Source organism: Kitasatospora sp. NPDC059571 (genome assembly GCF_042735675.1).
In the GTDB taxonomy this organism is placed as follows: Bacteria; Actinomycetota; Actinomycetes; order Streptomycetales; family Streptomycetaceae; genus Kitasatospora.
The window spans coordinates 1-4697 of record NZ_JBHWBW010000564.1 but is presented as its reverse complement, the minus strand read 5'-3'; the positions used below and the strand labels follow the sequence as shown (position 1 = coordinate 4697).

The following is a 4697-nucleotide window of genomic DNA, read 5'->3' as shown; positions in this document are numbered from 1 at the left end:
CGCCGGCCGGCAGGGCCGCTCGGGGTGGTGCCGGGTCACGGACTCGGCGGTCACTTGTCCTTGGTGTTCAGGTCGAAGTACCAGATCCCGAGGATCTCCTGGCTCTTCTGGTTGGCCTCGACCACCGTCACGGTGGTGGTGCCGCTGGAGTTCAGCACGGTGGAGGCGAGCACCGAGCCGGACCACGTCGAGCCGCGGACGTCCTGGGCGAGCGGGGCCTGGCCCTGCGAGCCGCCGTCGGTGAAGGAGAACCAGCCGTTGTCCGCGACCTCGGTGGGCACGCCCACGCCGATCCGGTCGCTGGACACCACGTCCAGCTTCGGCAGGGAGTCCTTCTCGCGGGCCGCCTTGGCGTCCACCTGGCACTTGGCCAGCGCGTCCTGCGGGATCGCCTTGCCGTTGTTGTAGCAGAACGGCGTGGCGCGGACGGTGTCCGTCCCGACGGTCAGGGTCACCTGCCGCTCCGGCGGCTTGCCCTGGCTGCTGGCGTACGCGATGGAACCGCCGACCGTGCCGGCGCCGATCACGACCACGGCGCCGATGGCGGCGATTGCACGGGTGCTGAGGCTCATGGGCAAGAGGCTACCGGGCTTTCGCGATCACGCGACGCGGGGGTCGCCGCGCCGCCCCGGTCATGCCACGCGTGGCCGAGCCGGCGATCCGTGCACCCCCACCTTCACCAGGGAGCGCAGCGTCCACAGCAGCACCAGCGCCACCACCGCGGCCGCGATCGACAGCCCGAGCGTGGCGTTCAGCGGCAGCGAGATGCCGACCACCCCGCCCGCCACCCAGCACAGCTGCAGCAGCGTCTCCGAGCGCGCGAAGGCCGAGGTCCGTACCGACTCCGGCACGTCCCGTTGGATCAGCGCGTCCAGCGCCAGCTTCCCCAGCGACGCCGCCAGCCCGGACGCCGCCGCGAACAGCGCCACCGTCAGCAGGCTGTACCAGAGCGCGGCGGCCGTCGCCGCCACCGTGGCCACGGCCAGCATCGCCGTCACGATCGCCTCCGAGCCGCGGGTGCGCAGCCAGGAGCCCAGCACCGAGCCCAGCGCGTTGCCGATGCCCGCCGACGCCGCCACCACGCCCAGCGCCGCGGTGGCCGGCAGCCCGCCGACCGGCTCGCTGCGGATCAGGAAGGCCAGGAACATCACCAGGAAGCCGACCAGCCAGCGCAGCGCCGACACCCCGCGCAGCGCCAGGATCACCGACGGGCCGACCGTTCGCAGCGTCGCCTTCCCCGGCACCGGCCCGTGCTCCTCCGCGTGCAGCACCGCACGCTGCTCGCCCTTGGCCGAGTCCACCTTGTGCGGCAGGTGGAAGGCCATCAGGGTGCCCACCACGAACACCAGGAACGCGCCGCGCAGCGGCCAGCCGGGACCGATCAGGTGCAGCAGCCCGCCCACCCCGGCCGCGACCATCGTCGCCAGCAGCCCGGCCAGCGTCACCCGCGAGTTCGCCTTCACCAGCGACAGCTGCGGCGGCAGCAGCCGCGGCACCACCACGCTGCGCACCACCCCGTACGCCTTCGAGGCGACCAGCACCCCGAGCGCCTCCGGATAGAGCGCGATCCCGCCCCCGGTCACCGACCCGGCCATCGTCCACGCCAGCACCGCGCGCGCCAGCATCGACATCGCCATCGCGGACCGGCGGCCGTGCGGCAGCCGGTCCAGCAGCGGGCCGATCACCGGCGCCAGCACCGCGAACGGCGCCATCGTGATCAGCAGGTAGAGGGCGACCCGGCCGCGGGCCTCGCCGGTCGGCACCGAGAAGAAGATCGTGGAGGCCAGCGCCACGGTGATCAGCATGTCGCCGAAGGAATTCAGGGCATGAAGCTCGATCAGCTTCGCCAGGCCCGACTCGCCGGCGCCCTCCGCCGACGTCGCCCGGCGGATCCGCCGCCCCGTGCCGTGCACCACCCGGCCCGTCCGCACGCCCGCCGCGGACGCCCCCCGGACCAGCACATTGCGCGCCCGCCCCGCCCGGACCTGCGCGGACGGCCCCTCCGGCGGGAGGTCCGCGCCGTCCGCCGGGGGCTCCTGGGGCTGCTGTCGCGGCACAGCCGAGGGCTGCGAAGGGCCCTCCGGCTGCGGAGCGCCCACGCCGTGCTGCGACGGGGTCTCGTCCGCCACATCTGCCATCCTGCCCGAGAATGACCCGCCGTACGACCGTTACCGCCCGGCAACCGCGTTCGCGGCGCACGCGCACCGGACACAACGCCCCGGGCTGTGCCCACCCACCGACCGGCGGGTAGCCTGCAGTACGCGTACGTGGCGCGGGGGCGGCGCGGCCGGTGCCCGGACGCCTTCCGGTCGCGCAGAATAGAAGTGCCGCCGCACAGGGCATCATTCGCCTGAGCGGGGCGGCCGACGCGGGCCGACCGCTGGACAACAGGACTGGGAGAGAATCGACGCCGTGAGCGCTGCGATGCGAAGCCGTACCCCCGACCGGCTCTGTGCCGAGGCCGTCGAACTCGCCCGCCAGGCCGCCGTCGAGATGGTCGGGCCGGAGACCGTCGGCGCCCACCTGGGCGCCCGCGCGGACGCCGACCGGGTCGTCACCCACTCCTTCGAGTGCCTCGACGCCGCCTACCGAGGCTGGTACTGGGCGGTCACCGTGGCCCGCGCCCCGCGGGCCAAGAACGTCACCGTCGACGAGGCCGTGCTGCTGCCCGGCGACGAGGCCGTCCTCGCCCCCCAGTGGGTGCCGTGGAGCGAGCGGCTGCGCCCCGGCGACATGGGCCCCGGCGACCTGCTGCCCACCGGCGCCGACGACCCGCGCCTGGAGCCCGGCTGGAGCGGCGAGGACGAGCCCGCGCCCAACTCCGCGATCGCCGAGGCCGCGCAGGAGGAGGTCGTGCTCACGGACCCGCACATCCAGCCCGCCCCGGCCCGCGCCCAGATCGGCTCCGTCGCCGAGGAGCTCGGCATGGCCCGCCCCCGGGTGCTGTCCCGGCTCGGCCTGCACCTGGCCGCCGAGCGCTGGGACTCCGCCTACGGGGCGCAGACGCCCATGGCGCAGGCCGCCCCGGCCAACTGCGACACCTGCGGCTTCCTCGTCCCGATCGGCGGCTCGCTCGGCCAGGCGTTCGGCGTGTGCGGCAACGAGTTCGGACCGGCCGACGGCCAGGTCGTCGCCTTCGGCTACGGCTGCGGCGGCCACTCCGAGGCCGCCGTGCTGCCCGCCCCGCCGACCCCCTCCGAGCTGATCCTCGACGAGACCGTCGTCGAGCCGCTCCAGCTGCACCCCGACCGCACCGGCGGCTCCGTGGAGCCCGACGCGCCCACCGAGGAGCTCGGGCACGCCTGACCCGACATCGCCCCCGGGCGCCACGGCCACCCCGGACAGGGAAGAATGCCGACCGTACGCAGGATGCAGACGGCGGAAGGCGGCAGGGCCAGTGGAGCCTCGGATCATCGGCGGTACGGACGGGCAGGCGGCGGACGTCTTCGACACGGCCGGCCTGCGCCACCGCGTCCTCGACGCCTGGACGGCCGCCCCCGCCCGCTTCCGCGAGGACGCCAACGCCGAGGAGGAGCTCGCGCTCGGCGGCTACCGCGACCGCCTGATCGTCGAGCTCGCCCAGAACGCCGCCGACGCGGCCGCCCGCGCGAACGCCGCCCCCGGGCGGCTGCGGCTCACCCTGCGGGACGGCGTCCTCGCGGCCGCCAACACCGGCGCGCCGCTGGACGCCACTGCGGTCGAGTCGCTCTCCACCCTGCGCGCCTCCGCCAAGCGCGCGGACGGCGCGCCGTCCGTGGGCCGCTTCGGCGTCGGCTTCTCCGCCGTCCTCGCGGTCACCGACGAGCCCGCCGTGCTCTCCAGCCACGGCTCCGTCCGCTGGTCGCTGGCCGAGGCCCACGCGCTCACCGCCGACCGCCCCCAGCTCGCCGAGGAACTGCGCCGCCGCGAGGGCCACGTCCCGCTGCTGCGCCTGCCCTTCCCCGCCGAGGGCGCCGCACCCGCCGGCTACGACACCGTCGTCGTCCTGCCGCTGCGCGACGCAGCCGCCGAGGACCTCACCCGCCGGCTGCTCGCCGATATCGACGACGCCCTGCTGCTCACCCTCCCCGGGCTCGCCGAGATCGCCGTCGAGACCCCGGACGGCGTGCGCACCCTGACCCGAGGCGCCGACGAGCAGCGCCCCGACGGCATCACCGGCGTCACCATCACCGACGGCACGACGCAGACCCTCTGGCAGACCGTCACCGCCGGCGGCACCGTCGCCCCCGAACTGCTCGCCGACCGCACCACCGAGGAGCGCGCCCGGCCCTGGTGGTCGGTGACCTGGGCCGTCCCGGTCTCCGACACCGGCGTGCCGCAGGCGCTCGGCACCACCCCCGTGGTGCACGCCCCCACCCCGAGCGACGAACCGCTCGGCGTGCCCGCGCTGCTGATCGCCGGCTACCCGCTCGACTCCACCCGGCGACACGTCGCCCCCGGCCCGCTCACCGACTTCCTCACCGAGCGCGCCGCCGACGCCTACGCCGACCTGCTCCGCGCCCGCGGCGCCGACCTCGGCTCGCTCTCCCTCGTGCCCGGCCGGCTCGGCCACGGCACCCTCGACAACGCGCTGCGCGCCGCGATCCTGGACCGCCTTCCCGGCACCCCCTTCCTGCCGCACCCCGGCCCGGTCGAGGACGGCACTCCGGCGCTGCGGCCCCGCGACGCCACCCTGCTGGAGGGCGCCGACACCTCGG

4 protein-coding genes are annotated in these 4697 nt (G+C 75.6%); 2 read left to right on the top strand and 2 right to left on the bottom strand.

The features are described from left to right. Nucleotides 1-50: 50 nt before the first annotated feature. Together ACFV0G_RS35575 and ACFV0G_RS35570 are read right to left on the bottom strand one after the other, a co-directional pair. Nucleotides 51-572, bottom strand: coding sequence for a hypothetical protein (locus ACFV0G_RS35575; protein ID WP_380556867.1), 522 nt, complete (start codon nt 570-572; stop codon nt 51-53). 60 nt (nt 573-632) lie between these two features. Further along, nucleotides 633-2057, bottom strand: coding sequence for an MFS transporter (locus ACFV0G_RS35570; protein WP_380556865.1), 1425 nt, complete (start codon nt 2055-2057; stop codon nt 633-635). Between the two features lie 367 nt (nt 2058-2424). On the opposite strand from ACFV0G_RS35570, the gene ACFV0G_RS35565 reads away from it, so the two are divergent. Both ACFV0G_RS35565 and ACFV0G_RS35560 read left to right on the top strand, forming a co-directional pair. Beyond that, nucleotides 2425-3306, top strand: coding sequence for a DUF3027 domain-containing protein (locus tag ACFV0G_RS35565; RefSeq protein WP_380556869.1), 882 nt, complete (start codon nt 2425-2427; stop codon nt 3304-3306). Between the two features lie 91 nt (nt 3307-3397). Next, a partial coding sequence (locus ACFV0G_RS35560) for a sacsin N-terminal ATP-binding-like domain-containing protein (RefSeq protein WP_380556863.1) occupies nt 3398-4697 on the top strand: 1300 nt, incomplete at its 3' end.

What these genes read in the sequence shown, in the direction of transcription:
- ACFV0G_RS35575 (WP_380556867.1), bottom strand. Translation starts at nt 572, where the DNA reads ATGAGCCTCAGCACCCGTGCAATCGCCGCCATCGGCGCCGTGGTCGTG.
- ACFV0G_RS35565 (WP_380556869.1), top strand. Translation starts at nt 2,425, where the DNA reads ATGCGAAGCCGTACCCCCGACCGGCTCTGTGCCGAGGCCGTCGAACTC.